Below are 16,659 nucleotides of genomic sequence, written 5' to 3'. Positions count from 1 at the left end.
GCTTAGCTTTATTCTTTCAACTTTAAGTCGCGAATGGCCCGCACATTAGAGAGCCGATTTCGATGCTGTAAGTATTGTTGCTGTCCCGATTTTAAAAATCCTCGCTCCTGCAAGATAATTAGGGTGTATCCCTGTAAAGAAGGTTGCAAAATAATCTTATTTGGTAAGTCCGATTGATCATTCTGCTCAAAGATGATCCGCTCTGTATCAAATTGACTAAGCATATACCGAGCAGGTAAACGGCTATCATCTAAAGGAAGATCAAGAAACACCTGACGCAAATCCTCATCATAAAAAATTCGCATCCGCTCCTCAAAAATTTTATCCTCTCCTTTCTTCAATACCGCTATGCCCTCTATCACATTCGGCCCTAATAGCCGCCAACGCTCAATCGAGGTTCCCGCCTCTGGCGTCTGATCTTCATACTCCCCCAATAACCACTCAAACAGCTGAATGCGAGGGTGTATCTTATGCCGAACCACTTTCTTTCTCGACTTTTCCTTGGCTCTTTTACTAACTAAGCCCCGCTTATTCAACTGCTCAGCCTCCTTAGGAGCCGTCATTACTGCATTTTGCTCCTGTAAGGCCTCTATCTGTGGGGCCAAACTAGGATCTGCAGCCGGAGGACTAGCATAGTTCCTAGCTATAGACGGATTCATTTTAGGCAAAGGATAATCAAATTCCGCCCTCGCCTCTTCCTGAACCAATAAGGGTTCCTCTTCTACAACTTTTTCTTCCGGACTCAGAATAACAATATCATCCGAAGCCTCTTCCTTTGATAACTTAATATCATCAAAATCATCTGCGGCTAAGGGCTTGGGAGCCTTCTCTTGCGCAGCCCGAAAAATCTTTTTGGCTTGCTCTTTCTCTTGGGCCTCAAACTGAGCTTCCTGCTCCTCCGCATTGAGCGGAAGCGCCTCACTTTCACTCTCCAACTTCATTTCTTCCGCCAATAAACCCCGATCAGAAGACTCCGCCATTTGATGGGCTGTCTTTAGCTCGGCCTCCCGCTCAAAAAATAAAGGACTCGCCAACAAAACCGCAGCCACAATGGAGGCCGCCGCAAAATAAGGCGCAAGCTGCATCAGTCCGCCCCTAGGCCGAGCCGCCGACTTGGGAGAAACTTGTTCAAATTTAGGCAAATCCTCCTGCTCACTACTGCCCTCAGGACGATCCAATTCCCCGCTAATGCGAGACCATAGATCATGACTAGGCTGTTCGTCTAGCTTGTCGGCATTCTCCCGAAAGAGCTTAGAGATGTAATCCTCTCGACTCATAATTTAGTGTGTATAATAACATTTTAAAAATGGGATGAAATTTACTCCGCACGTCGAATCTGTCGGGCCGCCTCCACTAATGCACGCATCTTCTTTTTGGCCAAGATCAATTGCGATTTCGAGGTATTGATGCTAATGTCCAACATCTCCGCAATCTCCCGATGCTTATAACCCTCAACAACATAAAGATTGAAAACGGTCCGATAACCCGTAGGCAATTGCTCCAGCAAATCCAAAATCTCTCTGGCCGATAACTCGTCCTCTACACTCACCTGAACCGCCTTGGCTGGCACTTCCGTGATCTCTACATGCTCACTAAATCGATACTTCTTCCGCAAAAACATCAAGGCCTCATTGACCACAATCCGACGAATCCAACCCTCAAAACTCCCCTGCCCAGAATACTTGTCTATCTTCCTAAAGACCTTGCAAAAGGCCTGTACCAAGACCTCCTCCGCATTTTCGGTGGTCTTCACATACCGCCTACTCAAACCAAACATCTTGGCAGAGTAACGCTGGTACACCTGCTCCTGAGCAAGGCGGTTCCCAACACGGCATCCTTCAATGAGTTCCTCTTCGGTCACAGTTTTAGTGCTTTGATGTACAGAATAGCTTCGAGCTGCTGGCATAGGGTTGTATTTTCATAATTCAACCTTATAGATGCAACTACCGTCTGATTAGGCGTAAACCTTAGTCCAAAATTACTCTTTTTTTATCAACTTACTATATAATGTTTACTTTTTGGGGCCTCCCGCCTGCGGCGGGCGCTACGTTGCAGGGCTCGCTATTCGCTCGGCCCTTCGCCGCTTTCAGCGGCTCGGTCTGGCCTGCGGCCCCCCTTCCACATCGCTAGGCCAAAAAAATGCCCTGCAGGCAAACAAAAGCAGCCTGCGGCCGCTGAAAAATAACGACAAAGAACACAAAACTAGCTTTCAAGCGCAAGAGGAGTTGTTTTTAAGAGGAGTTCTGAGAACTGCTTTAAAGACGAGTTTCTTCCTCCGCGCTTGAGTACTAGTTTTTTGCTGTTTTAGGCATTTTTTGACAGGATAGCAGCGCTATCGTGGAGAAAAAAAACGAAGCAAGAGAGTAAAATTAGTTGTCAGCTGCAAGAGGAGTTATTTTTAAGAGGAGTTCTGAGAACTGCTTTAAAGACGAGTTTCTTCTCCGCGCTTGAGTACTAGTTTTTTGCTGTTTTAGGCATTTTTTGACAGGATAGCAGCGCTATCGTGGAGAAAAATAACGACAAAGAGCGCAAAACTAGCTTTCAAGCGCAAGAACAGTTGTTTTTAAAGGAGTTCTATAATAAATAACAAAAAAAACCGACCTTTAGGTCCGAATTTACCTACTCACACATAAATTTGCATTTTATGTCTATCATTACCACTGCCCAATATATCCTAGAAGACCTACAAACTGCCATCGAACAACTCAGCGATGAGCAATTTTCTACCCCCAATACCCTAATCAACGCTTCCGTAGGTCAACACAGCCGCCACATTATCGAGTTTTTCCAATGCCTAGAAGAACAAGCCCCAGAAGGAAGCATCTGCTATGACCTGCGCGAACGAAAAAGAGAAATCGAAACCTCTACCGAAGCCGCTAGCCTCGCTATCGACGAAATTCTCGCCTGGCTCCAAACAGAACCCCAAGAACAAGAACTACAACTATTGGTAGATCACAGCCTAGCCAAAGAAGAACAAGAAAAAAGCCCCATCCAAAGCTCTCTACATCGCGAAATCGCCTTTAATGTAGAACACGCAATCCACCACATGGCTATCTTCAAAATTAGCCTCAAATATGCCTACCCCCAAGTCGAACTAGCCGAAACTTTCGGCCTAGCTCCTTCTACTTATCGCCACCAACAGCGACAAAACTAATCCAGACCGCCTTTGGGCCCTGAAAATAAAAACAAAAGTCCTCCAGCGACCGAGATGGTCGTGGAGGACTTTTTATTGCCTGAAAATCAAGATCGAATTAGCCCTTGTCCTAAGCCGAAGGATATTGCTCTATCATCACCTCAGCCACAAATTCATTGGGATTCTCCAAGATGAGTAAATGATGCCCTGCTGGAACAATAAGACTAACCGACTCATCCAACTGTAGGTGGTGGACCGTCTGCGCCTGATCTCCCGCATTGGCCAAGGTATAAGCCATTACAGCCGCTCCCCCCGTATTGGTCAAGACCAAACGCTGGTCCATCTCTAATTCATTCTCTAAAAAACGCTCTCGACTGCTGGGCGCCAAATTAACAGACAAACTATTAAGAGCCTCATCGACAGCTTTGCTATTCCCTGTAGAACGTAAGTACTGCATTTCATAAAGCTCCTCAACAATGTGCAAGGACTTATTATAAATCTGAAGCAAACCCGCAAATACATAGTGAATCGCATCTGCTAATTCGATGCGAAGACGCTCCAACTCTCCACCATTCCCATCTTCCTCCTCTTCAATCCCCTGCTGGGCCCCTCTTGCATCTCGAATCTGCTGGGCAAACTGACGAACATCCTGCTCTAAGTTGCTTAGACTCGAAAAACGCTGCAAACTATCCGCTAAGACAAATACCGCATCAATACGCATCTCATAAGCCCCCGTCTGAAAAGGAGCACGCCCACGAGGAAGCAAAGCCTGATATTCAATGCTCGTAATCGGATGCTGTACCTGTATCAATACATCCCAAGTCCGAATCAAACTGCCCGATAGCTCCGCCAAAAGCCGCTCTATCGTTAATGTATTGATCCGATAGTTACGCGTATCTAATTGCCGCTTCCGATAATGTGTAATGTAAGCATCATAATAGGGAATCAAATACTGCAACAAAGGATCAATCCGAGGCTCCCGCAATGCCCGTCTACGCAAACGATCAATGTGATCCGTAGCTAGCAAGTACATCAGCTTGAAATTCTTTTTTGTCCTGTTATCAAAGGTGTTTTGCAGAAACAACCAAAGTGTATCGTTCATCTGCCTGAAGTTTTATTGTTTATAAAATAGTTATAACATTACAAGTGTAGGGCTAATGTTTTGAAACATCAAGAAGTTTACTAAAAAAGTTATAACTTTTTTGATATTTGTCTTTAGGGCTATAGTATATACATGTTTAAATTAGGATTGCCAAGCTGCTATTTCAATATCTTTCTGTTTAATAGCTTGTTACCCTTTGAAAATGGAAGGACCAATAAATAGATACAAAACTGTGGAGTGTTAGCCACGGAGGTCTACGGACATCTCGGATTGGCTCCGTGGCGGCCACGGAGGTTTACGGACATCTCGGATTGGCTCCGTGGCGGCCACGGAGGTTTACGGACATCTCGGATTGGCTCCGTGGCGGCCACGGAGGTTTACGGACATCTCGGATTGGCTCCGTGGCGGCCACGGAGGTTTACGGACATCTCGGATTGGCTCCGTGGCGGCCACGGAGGTCTACGGACATCTCGGATTGGCTCCGTGGCGGCCACGGAGGTCTACGGACATCTCAGATTGGCTCCGTGGTGGCCACGGAGGTCTACGGACATCTCGGATTAGCTCTGTGGCGGCAGTAGCATGTCCTTCATGAGCCCAACCGTCAGCCCCAAAAACAAAAAATGCTGCCCCTTATTTATAAGGGGCAGCATTTTTTTATTGCTAGACAATGATTTTCTTTGTAATAGGGCGGTGAATTTAGTTCTGTAGGATGAAATTTATTATCTTATAGCTTATTCTAAAATAAAAATATAAAGTAAATGAAGAAGACAATTGTTGTTGTTTATGGACGATCTAATGAAGGTAAATCTGAGACAATTAAAGCTGTTTGTCGAAAACTGTTGGAGATGTTTCCTAATGCAAAAAAACATTTACCTGAAGGCGTTTCGGATATACAATGGGAGATAGATGTTTTAGCGGCCCTAACTGTTAATGGTGTAAAAATTGGCTTTGAAAGCCAAGGAGATCCAAAAAGCAGAATGGTAGAAGATGAAACATTAGAGTTATTAGCATCTCCAAATGGGGATTTGGGAAATTGCGACATTATTTTCTGTGCAACACGAACTAGAGGAGAAACAATCAAAACCGTAGAAAATGTAGCAAATAAACATGATTATTATACTATCTGGAGTAGTAGTCTTTTTGGACCTAATTTAGATACGAAGGTTCTTAACGATATCGCAGCGGATGCTTTTGTACAATTAGTTGTATCGTTAATGTTGAATAGAGTATAAGTACAGAGCAAAGAGAGTATAGACTCTACTTGAAATAGATTCTAAAAAACAAAAAATGCTGCCCCTTATCCATAAAGGGCAGCATTTACTATAATATATAGTATAAGGTTTAATGACCATTCTTTAGGGCCGAATCTCTAAGGCGTTGTAAGAAGGGAGAAGCAAAGATAAAGTCTTGTAGTAGTTCATTATCGCTACCCATAACTTCTCCGCAATTGCCGACCCAGGCCAACTCGCCAAAGTAAAGGAGGTTGATCTTATCGCCAATCTCCATAACCGAGTTCATATCGTGAGTGTTGATGACGGTGGTCATCTGATTTTCTACGGTAATTTGATGAATGAGTTCATCAATGCGCATAGAGGTAGTAGGGTCTAGTCCAGAGTTGGGCTCATCGCAAAAGAGGAACTTGGGCTTGAGGATGATAGCTCGGGCAATACCAACCCGTTTTTGCATCCCTCCACTAATCTCTGAGGGGTATTTATTATTGGCGCCGCCTAGCTCTACTCTTTCTAAGGTCTCATCTACGCGGATGCGCTTTTCTTTAGCCGTCAATTTGGTAAACATATCGAGGGGGAAGCGTACATTTTGCTCTACAGTCATAGAGTCAAAAAGGGCCGAGCCCTGAAAAAGCATCCCCATTTCGGTGCGGATTGCTTTACGTTGTTTATTGCTGAGCTGAGTGAAATTGGTATTGCCATACCAGATATGGCCAGAAGTAGGTTGTAGCAGACCCACCAAAATTTTGAGCATAACGGTTTTACCCGCTCCACTCTTACCAATAATGAGGTTGGTTTTTCCTTCCTCAAAGACGGTACTAATGCCTTTAAGGACCTCTTGTTCACCAAACTGTTTCTTAATATTTTCTACGCGAATCATAGCGGAATTGGACTAATGGTAAAGATGAAAATCTAAGGGGCCGAAGCCGAAGGCCGAGCGCAAGAGAAATGGTGGAGCGGCCTAGCGATCTGTAAGGGTGGCCGAAGGCCAGACCAAGGCGCTTTGCGCCGAAGGGCCGAGCAGAACTGCGAGCCCTGAAAGGTAGCGCCGCAGCAAAGCTGCGGAGGCCCCAAAAAAATAAAAAAAGAAGGAGCAAAAGCCATTAGGTCATCAAGAGGGCAATCACATAGTCGGCCAAAAGGATCATGATATTACTAATCACTACGGCCGAAGTACTGGCTTTTCCCAACTCGATGCTACCGCCTTTAACGAAATAGCCTTGGTAGCAAGAGATAGACGTGAGTAGGAAGGCGAAGACAAAGGCCTTGACTTCCATCATGAAAACGTTGTAGGGAATGAAGAAGGAACGCAAGCCCTGCATAAATTCAGAGACCGTGACGAGCTGCCCGATCACACAGGCCAAATAGCCGCCAGCCATTCCCATAAAGGCAGACAAAATGACGAGCATGGGAATCACAACGACGGCGGCAATGATCTTGGGCGCCACCAAATAGGCTGCTGTATCTACCCCCATCACTTCTAGGGCATCAATTTGCTCCTTTTGGCGCATCCCGCCAATTTCTGCCGCAATGTTAGAGCCCACTTTTCCGGCCAAGGCCAAACAAGAGAAAGTGGGGGCTAGCTCGATAATCATGATATCGCGAACGATATAGCCAACGTAGTAGGGCGGGATCGAGGAAGCCTGCAATTGATAGGCGAACTGAACGGCGGTAACCGCTCCAATAAAAACAGAGACGAGGCCCACAATAATGAGAGAGCCTACACCAATATCATTCATCTGCCGAGCGGTCGCTTTCCAGTACATAGAAAACCGCTCGGGTTTGGCAAACATACTCTTCATGAGTATGAAATACCGACCGAGATGGTAAAACATAATGCGTAATAATTTTTGGCAAAGCTACTATTATTTTTTGTCCTCTAGCTTGCTTTCTGCCTTTTTTTGTCCTTATAGCTCTTTAATAAGCCTTTTATAATGCTGTATAATGATCTGTTCATCAAAACGATTAAGGGCCATTTGACGACCTGCCTCTCCCATCTTTTTTAGTTGCTCTTCGGGCAACTGGCTCATTTTGAGCATAGCAGCTGCTAGGGCTTGAGCATCTTTGGCAGGGATCAGATAACCATTTAGACCTTCTTCTACAGTTTCTCTACAGCCCGCTACGGCGGTGGTAATTACCGCTTTAGACATGGCTAGGGCTTCGAGCATCACTCTAGGCAAGCCCTCTCGATAGGAAGGAAGAACCACGACATCGGCCTGGGCCATAAAGTCTTTGACCTTATCGGAGCGGCCAAAATACTGCAAATTGCCTAAAGCTTGGGCCGCTTCTAAGGTTTCTGGAGCAATACAGGCGGGATTATCGGGGTCTAGCCCCCCAAGAACCCAAATTTGCGCCTTAGATTGGGCGGCTTGCAAAAGCTCTGCGGCTTGCAAAAGCTCATTGACCCCCTTGTCCTTGAGCAAACGCCCCACAAACAAAAAGGTAAAGGCCTGAGGTTTTTCTTGCCCATTTACTGGGGCAAAAACTTGGGTGTTGATGCCCGAACCCGGGATGAGTAAGCTCTTTTCTTGAGCCACTAGTTTCCGATCAATAAAGAGTTGGCGATCATCACGGTTCTGAAAAGCCACCCAACTGGCCCTTTTGAAGGCATACTTATATAATCCTTGGGCCAATTTGCTGACGATATTGTCATGCAAGAAGGTATACCCCAAACCCGTAACCGTACAGATACTGGGAATGCCTGCCCATTTTGCCGCTAAGGCCCCATAGATATTGGGCTTAATGGTATAGAGCAAAACTAAGTCGAGCTGCTCCTGCTTAAATGCTTTATAGAGTTCTCGGCAAAGCTGCATCTCTTTAAGGGGGTTGCTGCCCTTACGATCGAGCTGCCCAAGGGGCAAGAAGCGGGCTCCTGTCGCCTCAATTTGGGGGACATATTCATCTGCAGGGGCAATGGCCACTACCTCATGCCCATCGGCAATCAATTGTTTGATGAGGCCAAGCCTGAAGTTGAGAATGTTCCAAGCCGTATTGACGACTAAACCTATTTTTTTTGCATTTGCCTGCTTCGCCATGCTTTTTTACTTAAATTTGTCTGTCCAAAAAACTGGGCGCAAAGTACAGACTTTCTATTACTTTTCTCGAATTTTATTAAGGCTTTAGCCAAATGCCCTTACCCACTTCCTGCCTGGCCCTGGTCCCCATTCTGACGAGCATCGACTTTTTGCTCCTGCCGTTTTTTATCCTTTTTTACACAGGGATATTCTGGGCATTTCGGAACTGGCGGTACAAGGACCCTATCGTTCGCCGATACTTTTTGCCCGCCCTATGGTTTCGTCTAGCTGGGGCTTTTCTGACTGCCCTAATGTATCAATACTATTATGGCTATGGCGATACCTTTTATTATTATCAAGGGGTAGTCGATATCTTCAATGCCTTTTTTAGATCGCCAATTACAGGCCTAGAGATGATTATCTCGAACTATGATAATTATTCGGGAGAAGCTAAGGATGCCTTAACCTACCATCTGCTCTTTCGGCAAAATTCTGCCGCTGCAGTAATCCGTACAGGAGGCTTTTTTAGCCTTTTTAGCTTTGGGAGTTTTATCGGGACCTCTTTTGGCATAACCACTTTGGCCTTCCTCGGCAATTGGATGCTCTATCGGGTGTTTACGGATATCTACCCCAAACTACATTTACCCTTTGCCATCGCTGTACTTTATGTCCCTTCTCTTTGCTTTTGGGGGACAGGCGTGATGAAGGACCCTCTTTCGCTAGCAGGCTTGGGGATGTTTGTTTATGGGCTCTATTTTTTAGCCTATAAACGAAGTCGAGGATATATTTTACCCATTTTTGCCCTGATTATAGGCCTATATTATGCCGCAGTGATTAAGGCTTATATCGCTTTGGCACTGATGCCCGCCTCCTTGGTTTGGATTACACTTTTATATAAGGAGAAGATTGAAAATAAGACGGTTCGGATGCTGATGGGGCCAGTTCTCCTCGTCTTTGGGACGGCCTTTGGCGCTTTGGCTTTAATGCAATTGGGCAGCATCTCTGAAAAATTTGCCCTAGAAAACATGATGGTCGAGGTAGTCCGCACACAATGGTGGCTGTCGGTAAGTACCGAGCGAGATGGAGGAACGGGCTATAGCTTAGGTCTAGTAGAGCCTACCGTCATGGGCATGCTCAAAACTTTTCCTGCCGCAGTCAATGTGAGCCTCTTTCGTCCCTATCCCTGGGAGGCCCGCAAAGTGATTGTTATTCCCTCTGCCGCCGAGGCCCTATTTACCCTTCTTTTTACGGTTTATGTTTTCGTCCGAGTAGGCGTATGGACCACTCTAAAGGCTCTCTTTAAAGATCCTACGGTGCTTTTCTGCCTCATTTTTGCCATCATTTTCGCCTTTGCGGTCGGCTTCACCTCAATGAACTTTGGCGCCCTGGCCCGCTACAAAATTCCCGCTCTTCCCTTCTACTTCTCGGCCCTAGTTATCCTGCTCTCCTACAAAAAGAAATAGAGCATTCTCGACTAACTCAAACTTCTTGAGTATCTTTGTGGTTGATTTGGGGCCTCCGCAGCTTTGCTGCGGCGCTCCCTTGCAGGGCTCGCAGTTCTGCTCGGCCCTTCGGCGCAAAGCGCCTTGGTCTGGCCTTCGGCCACCCTTACAGGCAGCTAGGCCTGCGGCGGCTTCGCCGCCTGTAGGGCGCCCAAAAAGAGCCCGCCCAAACTAAAAGAAGAAACTAACTTATGATTTTTGATACTTATGATGTCGTTGTTGTTGGTGCAGGCCATGCGGGCTGCGAAGCTGCCGTAGCAGCAGCCAACCTAGGGGCCAAAGTCATGTTGGCCACCATGAATATGGAAACCATTGCCAAAATGTCTTGTAATCCCGCTATGGGCGGGGTGGCCAAAGGGCAAATCGTTCGAGAAATCGACGCGCTAAACGGCTATTCAGGCATTGTGACGGACCATACCATGATCCAATTCCGTCTGCTCAACCGCTCAAAAGGCCCCGCTATGTGGAGCCCCCGCGCCCAAAGCGATCGTATGCGCTTTGCCGAAAAATGGCGCCTGATGCTAGAAGCTCATCCCAATATTGACTTCTGGCAAGAAATGGTCACGGGAATTGTGGTCAAAGACAAAAAGGCCGTTGGAATTCGCACCTCTTTGGGCCTAGAAATTCCCGCCAAATCGGTTATCCTCACCAACGGGACCTTCCTCAATGGCATTATCCATATCGGAGAAAAGCAAATGGGCGGTGGCCGTGCTGGAGAACGAGCCGCTAAAGGCATTACCGAACAATTAGTAGAGCTTGGCTTTGAAGCTAGCCGTATGAAAACAGGCACCCCGCCTCGGATCGATGCTCGCAGCATCAATTGGTCGGCTCTGGAGATTCAAGAAGGAGATCAGCCTGCGGGAAAGTTTTCTTATACAGATACTCCAGAACTCAAAGAACAACGTCCCTGTCATATTGGTTATACCAATAAGAAAGTGCACGAATGCTTGAAAGAAGGCTTTAGCCGCTCGCCCATGTTTAATGGTCGAATTCAGGGCCTAGGTCCCCGCTATTGCCCTTCTATTGAGGATAAAATCAACCGCTTTTCAGAAAGAGATCGACATCAGTTGTTTGTAGAGCCTGAGGGCTGGAATACCGCCGAGATTTACCTCAATGGTTTCTCTAGCTCCTTGCCCGAAGATGTACAATTTAAGGCCATGCGCCTGATTCCTGGTTTTGAGCAGGCGAAGATGTTTCGCCCTGGCTATGCCATTGAGTACGATTTCTTTCAGCCTACACAGCTCAAACAGACCTTAGAGACGCGTCTGGTAGATGGACTTTATTTTGCTGGACAAATTAACGGGACCACAGGATATGAGGAGGCCGCTTGTCAGGGGCTAATGGCGGGAATCAATGCCATCCGCAAGGTCCGTGAAGAAGAGCCTTTCGTACTCAAGCGCTCTGATGCCTACATTGGGGTATTGATTGATGACTTGATTAACAAGGGGACCAATGAACCCTATCGGATGTTTACTTCTCGGGCCGAATATCGCATCTTGCTCCGTCAAGATAATGCAGATATTCGCCTTACACCAATTGCTCAGGCTTTGGGCATGGATGTAGAGGAGCGCATGCAGAGAGTTCGGGCCAAAGAAGCGGCTGAGCGAGATATCCGTGAATTTATGGAGACCTATAGTGTGCGTCCAGAGGCCATCAATGGCTATCTGGATAGCTTAGGGTCTGCGCCTTTGCGCCAACCGCTTAAGTTGATGAAGGTATTGCTTCGTCCCAAGGTAAACGCTACTGATTTGGCGGTGCATTTGCCAGAACTCAAGGCGGTCTTGGACCAATATCCTGCAGAATTTGTCGAGTACAGTGAGATTAAGGCTAAATATGCGGGCTACATTAAAAAAGAAGAAGAGCAGGTAGAGAAAATGAACCGTTTAGAGTCGGTACGTCTACCCGAAAACTTTAATTATTACAACATCCAGGGCCTATCAGCAGAAGGGCAGGAGAAACTGAGCCGTATTCGTCCGGGCAGTATTGGTCAAGCAAGCCGCATTAGTGGGGTGTCGGCCAGTGATATCTCTATTTTGTTGGTGTATATGGGCCGATAAATATCTATTAGTATGTCAGGACATCATCATGAGCATCATACGGGCTGTAGTCATGGACATCATCATCACCATCATCATGGGGATAGTGAAAACATGGGCCGTGCATTTCTGATTAACATCAGCTTTGCGATTTTAGAGTTGTTTGGTGGTTTTTGGACCAATAGTGTGGCCATTTTATCGGATGCTTTACACGATTTTGGCGATAGTTTAGCTTTGGGCATTGCTTGGGGGCTAGAACGCTATGCGAGTAAGGGGCGGACCAAAAAGTATAGTTTTGGTCATAAGCGCTATTCTGTTTTAGGGGCTTTGATTACGGCTTCTATTTTGGTTTTGGGTTCTATTGGGATCCTTTGGGCGGCAATTGGTCGCTTTATGGCGCCAGAACCTAGCAATGGTTTGGGGATGTTGGGCTTTGCCGTTTTGGGTATACTCGTCAATGGTTGGGCTGTCTTTAGCTTAAAGGATAGTGATTCACTGAATGCAAAGGCCGTGCGCTTACACTTATTAGAAGATGTCATGGGCTGGGTCATTGTATTTGTGGGTTCTTTGGGCATCTACTTTTTTGAGTGGTATTGGCTTGATCCATTGATGTCGGTAGCTTTGGCGCTTTATATACTATATAATGTATCAAAAACCTTAAAGCAGACCTTTGAAATCTTTTTGCAAGCTACGCCAGTAAGCATTGATACAGATGAGCTTAGCGCCTTTTTGTTGGCCGAGCCTGCTGTTTTGGACCTACATGATTTGCATTTGTGGACCATCGATGGGCAATCTCATATCTTCTCGGTGCATTTGGTGGTCGATCAAGCTTATCAGAGTTTAGCAGAGCTTTCTCCGATTAAGGCCAGGTTAGAAGCGGGCCTAAAAGAGAAGGGCGTGAGCCATGCCACCTTAGCTTTTGAGTTAGATGGGGTAGCTTGTAGCTTGGCAGACTGTTAATCATCATATTAACGACTGAGCCCTGAAGGGGCGAAGGCCAATAGCGGCTGCAAGCCGCAGGGCCTAGCGCTGTGGAGCAGGGCGGCGCAGCCGCAGACCAAGGCGCTTTGGCCGCAGGGCCGAGCAGAACTGCGAGCTGCGCAACATAGCGCAGCAGCTTTAGCTGCTGAGGCCCCAAAAGAATTATACAACAAACAGCAAAATAGCGAAAAATGAAAACGGAACAGCATCAGAAAGTCAATACATTATTTAACAGTTGGGCGGGCACAGAACGTGGCGAGCGCATGGCTTTGGGGCATGATCCTTTGTTGCAGCCGCTAAAAACCGATTGGAATTGGGAGCAAGTAGAGGCTGTTTTGGACCTAGGTTGTGGCAATGGACGGGCTTTGTCTTTGGCGCAGGCTTGGGGGGCAAAGCAATTGGCGGGTTTGGATGTATCGGACAAAATGATTGCCGAGGCGAAAAAGAATGTTCCTACTGCAGATTTGCAAGTGGGGAGCATTGAGGCCTTGCCTTGGGCCGAGGATAGCTTTAGCCATGTACTTTCGGTAGAAGCTTTATATTATTTAGAGGATCCAAATCAGGGATTGGCTGAAATCCGCAGAGTATTGAAAGCGGAGGGTCGTTTGGCCATCATGATTGAGTTCTTTGCGGAGAATGAGGCTTCTCATGTTTGGGCCGAGAACTTACCGACGGCCATGGTCATTTGGTCGGAAGCGGAATGGGTAGCGGCCTTGAAAAAAGCGGGTTTCCCCAATGCCAAAGCGAGCCGCATTCGGAGAACGACGGTCAAGACAGAGGCGGAATTTCAACCCTCGCCCTCCTTCCCTTCTTATGCACAATATCTGGCTTATGTAGAGGCGGGTGCGCTTTATCTTCAAGCTTAATGAATAGCTAGAAAGGTCCTTAGTAAATCTTACTAAGGACCTTTTTTTGAGGAGTTTAGCGAGTATTGGTTTTAGACCAATTCTAAAGGAGGGCTTAGATTTTTTGCTCTGCCCTTTTAGCCTTATTTTTGTATTGAATAGTGAAATAGATAGGGGATAATAGTCACCTAAAAGTGTAGGTTCTTGCCTTATCTTTGTTTTAGAAAATCACCGATGATATGAAAATACTTAGCCTTAGTTCTTTGGCCTTAGTGGCCTTATTTTTCTTTTTGCCCAAAGCGCCAGAGGTGCAGCCTATTCCATTAACGCCAGCATTGCCCACTAATGCAGCGGAGTTGGGGGAGCGTTTATTCTTTGACAGCATTTTGTCATTGGATCGGACGATTAGTTGTGCTTCTTGTCATATTCCAGAGTATGCCTTTGCGGATACTTCTGCTTTGAGTAAGGGCGTTGGTGGGACTTTAGGGGATCGGAATACGCCTTCGGCGATGAATATGCTTTCTCGAGACATCTTTTTTTGGGATGGGCGAGCGGCTACTTTGGCCGAGCAGGCGCTTGGGCCGATAGAGAACCCTGTAGAGATGAACTTGCCTTTAGATTCGGCTATTGCTCGTTTATTGGCAGACGAATATTATGCTGCGGCTTTTGCGGCCCTTTATCCAGAAGAAGGATTGACCAAAGAAAACTTGGGTTTGGCCATAGCGGCTTATGAAGAAACCTTAGAGACGGGTTCTGCTTATGACCAGTTTGCGGATGGGGATAGCTCGGCAATTTCGGCCTCGGCTATGCGAGGCATAGAGATCTTTAATGTAAAGGGGAAATGCTTTGACTGTCATTTTGGTCCAGACATGACGGGAGATGAGTTTAAGAACATTGGGACCTACAATGGGCAGCAATTTAATGATGTTGGGCGTTTCTCGGAGACCAAAGACAGCAATGATTTGGGTAAATTTAAGGTGCCAGGTTTGCGCAATGTAGCGGTTACGGCTCCTTATATGCATGATGGAAGCTTTAAGACGCTGCGTGAAGTGATTGAGTACTACAACAGGCCTGATGCTTTTCGTCCACATGCTATAGGTCGAGACACGCTATTGAGAGAACCTTTGGGCTTGACCGAGCAGGAGATGGATGATCTAGAAGCCTTTATGCGCAGTTTAACTGCCCCTCAATTTGTACATTTATTAGCAGAGAAAGAGGATTAGGAGAGATGCTTAGTGACAAATTAGAATTAGTGCCATAAAAAAGGGCCAAGCAATTGCTTGGCCCTTTTTGTTTTAGCGGATGATCGCTTTATTATTCTCCTTGAGAAAGCGAGTAAGCCCGCTCATCGTCAAAGTTGTAGAGGTTTTCTGTTTTTACTACATCAAAACCTTCGGCATGTAGGCGTTGGAGGAGGCCCAAAACGCTTTCGTAGCTAGCGGCACCTTCTTGGCTGATGAAGCGGCAAGGCCAGTGGTCTGTACAGTAGGTTTCTGGGCGACCGTTGGGATAAACCTTTTGGCCACGGTTGGTCACGGCTTTGAGGCGGAGACCATTTTGGGCTAAGGCTTCTAGTTTTTGGCCCAAGGTATTGGGGTTACGCTCGCCATTTTCGCCAGCCCATTCTAAAAATACATCGATACCTACCAATTCTTTCTTCGCACGGCTAACAGTGGGGCGTTTAGCTTGTACGGGTTTGGCATTAGCGTCATAAGTCACCTCTTTGAGTTGGCTTGGTACGCGGCCTAGGCGTTCGATGATTGCATCGGCAAAGGCTTGAGTGCCCACTTTTTCTTTGCTGCTTCCTTCGGTGTAGATATCGCCAGTGTGGATACCATCTTCGAGGGTCACCATCAAAGCGTTTTGGATTTTAGCAGCTACTTCGGCTTGGCCGAGGTGTACCAACATCATGCAAGCGCCATTGAGCAACCCAGAGGGGTTAGCGATGTCTTTGCCTGCGATATCGGGAGCAGAACCGTGGATGGCTTCGAACATAGCGAAAGTTTCGCCTACATTAGAAGAACCACCGAGTCCAACAGAGCCAGCTACTTGAGCAGTGATATCAGAAATGATATCGCCATAGAGGTTAAGAGTAACGACTACATCAAAACGTTCGGGTTGATCGGCCAAAAGAGCAGATCCGATATCAATAATCCAGTGATCGGCTTCGATTTCGGGATATTCTTTAGCTACTTCATTAAAGATTTGGTGGAACATACCGTCGCTCATCTTCATGATGTTGTCCTTAGACATACAAGTCACCTTCTTGCGGTTGTTGGCTTTGGCATATTCAAAAGCGTAGCGGATGATGGCTTCGCTACCGGGGCGAGAAAGCAACTTGAGGCATTGGAAAACCTCAGAGGTTTGGCGGTGCTCAATCCCTGCATAAAGATCTTCTTCGTTTTCACGGATAACCACAACATCCATAGTGGGGAAGTGGCTATGTACATAAGGCGTATAAGCCTTAACGGGGCGTACATTGGCGAAAAGGCCCAAAGTTTTGCGAATGGTTACGTTTAGGCTTTTGTACCCGCCTCCTTGGGGAGTAGTAATGGGGCTTTTGAGGAAAACGCCAGTCTCGCGGAAAGTCTCCCAAGCAGAGGGATCAATGCCAGACTCTTGGCCAGAGAGATAAACCTCTTTACCAATTTTTACCGTTTCATATTCCAATTCAGCACCAGCTGCTTTCATAATTTTAAGTACGGCCTCCATAATTTCCGGTCCAATACCGTCTCCGTAAGCCACTGCGATCTTTTTCATGCAGGTTTTTCTTATTTTTGCGTGAAGTAATTATCCAATAAGTTATTGGTAGTATTG

14 protein-coding genes are annotated in these 16,659 nt (G+C 46.5%); 7 read left to right on the top strand and 7 right to left on the bottom strand.

What is annotated here, in order from left to right; genetic code table 11:
- Positions 1-8 precede the first annotated feature (8 nt).
- Both PPO43_RS02635 and PPO43_RS02630 read right to left on the bottom strand, forming a co-directional pair.
- Positions 9-1,277 (bottom strand): hypothetical protein, encoded by a 1,269-nt coding sequence (locus tag PPO43_RS02635; protein ID WP_272620245.1) that lies wholly within the window; start codon positions 1,275-1,277, stop codon positions 9-11.
- A 41-nt stretch (positions 1,278-1,318) separates the two neighbouring features.
- Positions 1,319-1,906: an RNA polymerase sigma factor gene (locus PPO43_RS02630; RefSeq protein ID WP_272620244.1), complete on the bottom strand. Its 588-nt coding sequence runs from the start codon at positions 1,904-1,906 to the stop codon at positions 1,319-1,321.
- 738 nt (positions 1,907-2,644) lie between these two features.
- On the opposite strand from PPO43_RS02630, the gene PPO43_RS02625 reads away from it, so the two are divergent.
- Positions 2,645-3,154, top strand: a complete 510-nt coding sequence (locus PPO43_RS02625) for a DinB family protein (protein ID WP_272620243.1) — start codon at positions 2,645-2,647, stop codon at positions 3,152-3,154.
- A 109-nt stretch (positions 3,155-3,263) separates the two neighbouring features.
- Here PPO43_RS02625 and PPO43_RS02620 read toward each other — a convergent pair whose 3' ends face one another.
- On the bottom strand, positions 3,264-4,235 hold the full coding sequence (locus PPO43_RS02620; protein ID WP_272620242.1) for a hypothetical protein: 972 nt from the start codon (positions 4,233-4,235) through the stop codon (positions 3,264-3,266).
- 758 nt (positions 4,236-4,993) lie between these two features.
- On the opposite strand from PPO43_RS02620, the gene PPO43_RS02615 reads away from it, so the two are divergent.
- Positions 4,994-5,467: a hypothetical protein gene (locus PPO43_RS02615; protein ID WP_272620241.1), complete on the top strand. Its 474-nt coding sequence runs from the start codon at positions 4,994-4,996 to the stop codon at positions 5,465-5,467.
- A gap of 109 nt (positions 5,468-5,576) precedes the next feature.
- Here the strand turns inward: PPO43_RS02615 and PPO43_RS02610 are convergent, their stop codons facing one another.
- The 3 genes from PPO43_RS02610 to PPO43_RS02600 all read right to left on the bottom strand — a co-directional run bounded on the left by PPO43_RS02610 (position 5,577) and on the right by PPO43_RS02600 (position 8,499).
- On the bottom strand, positions 5,577-6,344 hold the full coding sequence (locus PPO43_RS02610) for an ABC transporter ATP-binding protein (RefSeq protein ID WP_272620240.1): 768 nt from the start codon (positions 6,342-6,344) through the stop codon (positions 5,577-5,579).
- A 223-nt stretch (positions 6,345-6,567) separates the two neighbouring features.
- Entirely contained in the window at positions 6,568-7,299 is a 732-nt protein-coding gene (locus PPO43_RS02605) for an MlaE family ABC transporter permease (protein ID WP_442985432.1), read from the bottom strand.
- 72 nt (positions 7,300-7,371) lie between these two features.
- Positions 7,372-8,499 carry a glycosyltransferase family 4 protein gene (locus tag PPO43_RS02600; RefSeq protein ID WP_272620238.1) on the bottom strand — a complete coding sequence of 376 codons (1,128 nt, stop codon included), beginning with the start codon at positions 8,497-8,499 and terminating at the stop codon, positions 7,372-7,374.
- A 290-nt stretch (positions 8,500-8,789) separates the two neighbouring features.
- Between PPO43_RS02600 and PPO43_RS02595 the strand changes: the two genes are divergently transcribed.
- The 5 genes from PPO43_RS02595 (at position 8,790) to PPO43_RS02575 (ending at position 15,065) form a co-directional block, all read left to right on the top strand.
- Complete coding sequence (locus PPO43_RS02595) at positions 8,790-9,941, top strand: hypothetical protein (RefSeq protein WP_272620237.1); 1,152 nt, start codon at positions 8,790-8,792, stop codon at positions 9,939-9,941.
- A gap of 230 nt (positions 9,942-10,171) precedes the next feature.
- Positions 10,172-12,037, top strand: a complete 1,866-nt coding sequence (gene mnmG, locus PPO43_RS02590) for a tRNA uridine-5-carboxymethylaminomethyl(34) synthesis enzyme MnmG (protein WP_272620236.1) — start codon at positions 10,172-10,174, stop codon at positions 12,035-12,037.
- Positions 12,038-12,049: 12 nt separating this feature from the next.
- Positions 12,050-12,976, top strand: a complete 927-nt coding sequence (locus tag PPO43_RS02585) for a cation diffusion facilitator family transporter (RefSeq protein WP_272620235.1) — start codon at positions 12,050-12,052, stop codon at positions 12,974-12,976.
- A 212-nt stretch (positions 12,977-13,188) separates the two neighbouring features.
- Positions 13,189-13,863 carry a class I SAM-dependent methyltransferase gene (locus tag PPO43_RS02580; RefSeq protein ID WP_272620234.1) on the top strand — a complete coding sequence of 225 codons (675 nt, stop codon included), beginning with the start codon at positions 13,189-13,191 and terminating at the stop codon, positions 13,861-13,863.
- A gap of 218 nt (positions 13,864-14,081) precedes the next feature.
- Complete coding sequence (locus PPO43_RS02575; RefSeq protein WP_272620233.1) at positions 14,082-15,065, top strand: cytochrome-c peroxidase; 984 nt, start codon at positions 14,082-14,084, stop codon at positions 15,063-15,065.
- 91 nt (positions 15,066-15,156) lie between these two features.
- Here the strand turns inward: PPO43_RS02575 and PPO43_RS02570 are convergent, their stop codons facing one another.
- Positions 15,157-16,602, bottom strand: coding sequence for an NADP-dependent isocitrate dehydrogenase (locus PPO43_RS02570; RefSeq protein WP_272620232.1), 1,446 nt, complete (start codon positions 16,600-16,602; stop codon positions 15,157-15,159).
- Positions 16,603-16,659 lie beyond the last annotated feature (57 nt).

This window comes from Saprospira sp. CCB-QB6 (genome assembly GCF_028464065.1).
Classification (GTDB): Bacteria; Bacteroidota; Bacteroidia; order Chitinophagales; family Saprospiraceae; genus Saprospira.
This window is presented reverse-complemented; position numbering and strand designations above follow the sequence as displayed.

Excerpts from the sequence above, each read along its gene's own strand:
- PPO43_RS02615 (WP_272620241.1), top strand. The coding sequence starts at position 4,994 with ATGAAGAAGACAATTGTTGTTGTTTATGGACGATCTAATGAAGGTAAA.
- PPO43_RS02575 (WP_272620233.1), top strand. The coding sequence starts at position 14,082 with ATGAAAATACTTAGCCTTAGTTCTTTGGCCTTAGTGGCCTTATTTTTC.
- PPO43_RS02595 (WP_272620237.1), top strand. The coding sequence starts at position 8,790 with ATGTATCAATACTATTATGGCTATGGCGATACCTTTTATTATTATCAA.
- PPO43_RS02600 (WP_272620238.1), bottom strand. The coding sequence starts at position 8,499 with ATGGCGAAGCAGGCAAATGCAAAAAAAATAGGTTTAGTCGTCAATACG.
- PPO43_RS02585 (WP_272620235.1), top strand. The coding sequence starts at position 12,050 with ATGTCAGGACATCATCATGAGCATCATACGGGCTGTAGTCATGGACAT.
- PPO43_RS02630 (WP_272620244.1), bottom strand. The coding sequence starts at position 1,906 with ATGCCAGCAGCTCGAAGCTATTCTGTACATCAAAGCACTAAAACTGTG.
- PPO43_RS02625 (WP_272620243.1), top strand. The coding sequence starts at position 2,645 with ATGTCTATCATTACCACTGCCCAATATATCCTAGAAGACCTACAAACT.
- PPO43_RS02635 (WP_272620245.1), bottom strand. The coding sequence starts at position 1,277 with ATGAGTCGAGAGGATTACATCTCTAAGCTCTTTCGGGAGAATGCCGAC.
- PPO43_RS02570 (WP_272620232.1), bottom strand. The coding sequence starts at position 16,602 with ATGAAAAAGATCGCAGTGGCTTACGGAGACGGTATTGGACCGGAAATT.
- PPO43_RS02620 (WP_272620242.1), bottom strand. The coding sequence starts at position 4,235 with ATGAACGATACACTTTGGTTGTTTCTGCAAAACACCTTTGATAACAGG.
- PPO43_RS02605 (WP_442985432.1), bottom strand. The coding sequence starts at position 7,299 with ATGTTTTACCATCTCGGTCGGTATTTCATACTCATGAAGAGTATGTTT.
- PPO43_RS02610 (WP_272620240.1), bottom strand. The coding sequence starts at position 6,344 with ATGATTCGCGTAGAAAATATTAAGAAACAGTTTGGTGAACAAGAGGTC.
- mnmG (WP_272620236.1), top strand. The coding sequence starts at position 10,172 with ATGATTTTTGATACTTATGATGTCGTTGTTGTTGGTGCAGGCCATGCG.
- PPO43_RS02580 (WP_272620234.1), top strand. The coding sequence starts at position 13,189 with ATGAAAACGGAACAGCATCAGAAAGTCAATACATTATTTAACAGTTGG.